This is a genomic window from candidate division WOR-3 bacterium (genome assembly GCA_026418155.1).
GTDB lineage: Bacteria > Hydrothermota > Tepidihabitantia > Tepidihabitantales > CAIPLT01 > JAOABV01.
This window is the reverse complement of record JAOABV010000026.1, coordinates 1-4,661: the sequence shown is the minus strand read 5'-3', so window position 1 is coordinate 4,661 and position 4,661 is coordinate 1. Positions and strand designations below refer to the sequence as shown.

The 4,661-nt window shown below is 36.7% G+C and carries 4 protein-coding genes; all 4 read right to left on the bottom strand.

Features of this window, described 5'->3' with window-relative positions; all coding sequences use genetic code 11:
- Window positions 1–162: 162 nt before the first annotated feature.
- The 4 genes from N2201_04435 to secD all read right to left on the bottom strand — a co-directional run bounded on the left by N2201_04435 (window position 163) and on the right by secD (window position 4,631).
- A complete protein-coding gene (locus tag N2201_04435; protein ID MCX7785458.1) occupies window positions 163–1,389 on the bottom strand; it encodes a competence/damage-inducible protein A in 1,227 nt (408 codons plus the stop codon).
- A 5-nt stretch (window positions 1,390–1,394) separates the two neighbouring features.
- Window positions 1,395–1,907 carry a phosphatidylglycerophosphatase A gene (locus N2201_04430; protein ID MCX7785457.1) on the bottom strand — a complete coding sequence of 171 codons (513 nt, stop codon included), beginning with the start codon at window positions 1,905–1,907 and terminating at the stop codon, window positions 1,395–1,397.
- A gap of 113 nt (window positions 1,908–2,020) precedes the next feature.
- Window positions 2,021–2,935: a protein translocase subunit SecF gene (gene secF, locus N2201_04425; GenBank protein MCX7785456.1), complete on the bottom strand. Its 915-nt coding sequence runs from the start codon at window positions 2,933–2,935 to the stop codon at window positions 2,021–2,023.
- Between the two features lie 76 nt (window positions 2,936–3,011).
- Entirely contained in the window at window positions 3,012–4,631 is a 1,620-nt protein-coding gene (secD, locus tag N2201_04420; GenBank protein MCX7785455.1) for a protein translocase subunit SecD, read from the bottom strand.
- Between the last annotated feature and the right edge of the window lie 30 nt (window positions 4,632–4,661).

Sequence of the window (4,661 nt, the reverse complement as noted above, 5' to 3'; positions counted from 1 at the left end):
TCATCAACAAATTTCATAATCTCCTGCCTAATTTTTTTCGGAATTTCAATAGCAATAAAGGAACGAATCGTTTCCATCAACTTACCTCCTGATTTTGTTTAATATACTGCTACCCTTATTTGAAATTCCAAAATTTTCCCACATTTTTTATCTCGTAAGAAGTCAAATAGTTTCAATGGTCCGGCGAAGTAAATCCAATGCTGCCATTGCTGATTTTTCTTTTATCATCCGTCTTGTTCCCGTAAAATGATGTTCTTCGTAAGTCTGTCCTTTTTTCGTGGCAATACCAATATAGACTAATCCAATTGGCTTTTGTGCAGTTTGTCCTGATGGACCAGCAATACCGGATACACCAATACCGATATCCGCACCAAAATTTTCTTTGATGCCTTTTGCCATTTCTAAAACCGTCTCTTTACTCACCGCACCAAATTTTCTTAAAGTTTCATTTCGTACATGACATATTGAATTCTTTAGTCTATTGCTATAGACGACCGCACCTCCAATAAAATATTCGGAACTACCAGGAACATTAGTAATCCGGTCTGCGATTAAGCCACCTGTGCATGATTCAGCAACACTCAACAAAAGTTGTTTTTTTCTTAAAAGATTCCCTACCACTTCCTCAATAGTCTCTTCGCCAAATACATAAACATATGGTTTAAGTCGTGTTGATAATTCACGGGTCAAATCTGACAAATGTTTTTTGTCTCGGATATTTGTTATTTTTATATCAACGCCGGTGATTGATGGTAGATATGCAACGGCAATATCTTTATATTTTTTTAAGATATCTGATATTCTCTCAACAATGGCTGTTTCCGGTATATTTGTCGTCCTAACAACTAACTCAATTGATGGTTGTAAAGCATAGGTATCCGTAAGAAAAGGCACAACACCGGTTTCAAATATTTTCTGTAATTCAATTGGAACTCCAGGAAGCAGAATAACTGATTTTTTACCGGATTTTATGATAATCCCTGGAGCTGTACCCACTGGATTATTTAAAACGATTGCGGATTGGGGTATTAGTGCTTGTCTCATTGCCAGTTCGGGCATTGGAATGTTTTGGTTTTGGAAATGCATTTCGAGCTTGGCTAATATCGATTCATCCAAAATTAAGCGTCGTTTGAAAATTTTTGCGATACTGGCAACAGTTTGGTCATCGGGCGTCGGTCCTAATCCGCCTGAAACCAAAACAATATCGGTATGTTCAATCGCATAAGAGACGGTTTTTTCGATTGTCGATTTCTCATCGCCGATAACTGTAATTCGATTTAATGTAATCCCTAAGTTTTGCAAACGCTTAGCAAGGAAGTTAGAATTAATATCAAGTGTCCTGCCTGATAAAACCTCATTACCAATAATAATAATTTGTGCGTTTAGCATATTGATTAATATTTTAGCGCAGGAAAGATTAATAGAATAATTCTTAAGATTATATTACTATAAATACCAGATATCACATCGTCCAACATTATACCGAATCCGCCAGTGATTCTTTCAGAAGTTTTAATATATAATGGTTTAACGATATCAAACACTCTAAAAAGCACAAATCCTATTGCCAATAACAACCAGTTAATATGTTTAGTGTCGTTGATTATCCCTGGTAGATAAAAATAAGTAACCATTATTCCTGCGCATTCATCAATTGTAATGCGACGGGCATCCTTAGACCAGATTTTTTCTAATTTACCGGCAATGAGCGAACCGAGAATAATTATGCCCATCATAACCAGCACATAAATTTGAATTTTTTTTGACAACAAAATGACCAGAAATACTGACAAAAGACTGGAAAATGTTGCGGGCGCAATTGGAAAATAACCGGAAAAGAAAACAGTTCCTATGATTATACAAAGCCACTGGCCAAAAGTTAATTGTTTATTGGAAGCAGTCAACATTTTACTTTTACTCTGTATAAACCTTTAATATGAAGCCATCAAGATAAATGATAATTTTGATTTCAGTTACGGGACAACCTAACAATTAGTTTTAAGTAATATATTATCGTTTATTACCTTCGGCGACGCATTGGAAAATGTTTTTCCCATTCAGCAACTAATGGCGCACCAATGAAAATTGCCGAATAAGTTCCAATAATAATACCAAAACTAATAACTTTAGCAAAATCCTTAATTGTGGCTGCGCCAAATAAATATAAGACAAAAGCAATAATAAATGTCGTAAAAGCAGTTAAAGTGGTTCTAGATAAAGTTTGATTAATACTCGTATTTATAATTGTACTAAATTCGGCTTTTATCATTCGGCGTAAATTTTCTCGAACCCGGTCAGAAATCACAATAGAATTATTCACTGAATAACCAATAATAGTGAGTAAGGCAGCAATAATCGGGATTGATATCTCAGTATTGGTTATTGAAATAAACCCAATGGTCGTAAAGACATCATGGAATAAAGCAATGACCGCTGCCGTGCCAAAGCGGAAATCGAAGCGAATACTGACATAAATTAATATGCCGACCATACCAATTAACACAGCAATCAAAGCATTTCTTTGCAATTCTCGACCAATCCGTGGCCCTACCATCTCGATGCGAACTAATTCAGCGGGATTATCCGGAATTTCATTTTGGAGTAATTGAATAATATTCGCCGATGTGCTTTCAGCAGATTCAGATTTCATTTGTGATTCAAATCGGACAATAAAATCCGAACCCTCACCCAAATTCTGGATTGTTACATTACCGACCGAGAGTTTAGCAAAAGCATTTCTAAGAGTTTGTGTCTCGATTGGTTTTGCAAAATGAATTTCTAATAAAGTGCCACCTGTGAAATCAACCCCATATTTCAGTCCCTTATGAACAATAATGGAGATAATGGTCAATATTGTCAATAAAATTGAGATACCAAATGTAATATACCTGCGGGGCACAATTTTGAAATCAGCATTTTTAAATATCTGTAACATTATTTTCCTCCAATATTATCTTGCTAAATAAGAAAGCCGATTATTAATAGAATTAGTCTCTTTGTATTACTGAACATTATATTCTTAACTTTTCGGCGGCAAATTGGGTTGTAATCCAATCCATAATAAATCGACTTACATATACTGCTGTAATGATATTAAGTACTAAACCAATAATTAGTGTAACAGCGAAACCCCGAATCGGTCCGGTGCCAAAGAAATAGAGTGCGATGGTTGTAATAATCGTGGTAATGTTAGCATCAAAAATAGTAACTGCAGCCCGGGAATAACCAGCGGCAATCGCAGCTCGAACAGTTTTACCGGCTTTTAGTTCTTCTCGGATGCGTTCGAAAATTAGAATGTTAGCATCAACCGCCATACCGACAGTTAAAGCAATACCCGCAATGCCTGGTAAAGAAAGGGTTGCTTTTAATCCTGCTAATACGACAATGATAAAGAAGATATTCAAAATTAATACAATATCAGCAATGATTCCAGATATACTATAATAAATAATCATAAAGATAACAACTAATAACGCACCAATCAAGCCGGCGCGAACTCCTTTTCGGATTGAGTCTAGACCTAATGCTGGACCGACTGACCGTTCTTCATCAATGCGGACTGGAGCCGGTAAAGCACCGCTGCGCAAGACAATAGCTAAATCACGGGCTTTATCCGGATTAACATCTCCAGTGGTAATCATTGCTTCACCACCAGCAATTCGTTCTTTAATTACTGGAGCAGTGCGCACAATATTATCAAGAACAATTGCGAGTCGTTTTCCTACATTCCTGCCAGTGATACTGGCAAATTTTCCCGCATCTTTTCGGGATAATTTTAAACTAACTATCCAAGTATTCGCAAGGTTAGCGTCACTTCCTTGATATGGACTGGGATGAGCATCACTGATACTCGAGCCAGTCATTTCGCTTTCTCTTTTTACCAAATATAGGCGTCGGATTCTCCGACCGCGATAAGATTCTTGCGGACCAAATAGTATCTGATAATCTGCAGGAATAATCGACTCTGCTTGTTGTAGCATTGTATTAAAATTAATAAAATCAGTCTCTTCTACCCCATAATCCGATTGACCAAGATTAATCACATAACTCAAAAATCTTCCTTGCTCGCTGATTAGCGTATCTTCTTGGTTGAGTCGGCGAAAATAGTTATCGATAGTCCTTAAGACATCTTCGGTTTTCCGCTCATCGGCAACTAAACGAAATTCTAATAGCGCAATTTGACCAATTAAAGATTTGGCTCTTTCTCGGTCAACTCCTGGCAGTTGAATTAAAATTCGGTCGCCACCAATTTTTTGAATAACTGGTTCATATACGCCAAGTTGGTCAATACGATTTTGAATTACTGCTAATGCTCGGTCTGTTGCGTCTCTGGCTTCTTCTTTAGTAAGTTTTGATTTATCAACTTCTAAGACCAGATGCATTCCGCCAACCAAATCAAGACCAAGATGTAAAGCTTTTTTGTGTAAACCTGCTTCTCTTTCCACGAGTTCTTGTAGTTGCGTAATAATCCGAGCCGAATCATTTCCGGTCATCGCATTCTGTAATTCTTGTAAAAGTACTTTTCGCCGTTTCGGGACGCTCTGATAAAGTTCATATGTTGGATAGAGTGTCCAAATACCTAATGCGATGGCAATAATGATTATCACAAATTTTATTTTACCGTATTTCATTATAACTCCTTACTTACCAACAATGATAAT

Coding starts and splice junctions, on each gene's coding strand:
- N2201_04435 (MCX7785458.1), bottom strand. CDS start 1,389: ATGCTAAACGCACAAATTATTATTATTGGTAATGAGGTTTTATCAGGC.
- N2201_04430 (MCX7785457.1), bottom strand. CDS start 1,907: ATGTTGACTGCTTCCAATAAACAATTAACTTTTGGCCAGTGGCTTTGT.
- secF (MCX7785456.1), bottom strand. CDS start 2,935: ATGTTACAGATATTTAAAAATGCTGATTTCAAAATTGTGCCCCGCAGG.
- secD (MCX7785455.1), bottom strand. CDS start 4,631: ATGAAATACGGTAAAATAAAATTTGTGATAATCATTATTGCCATCGCA.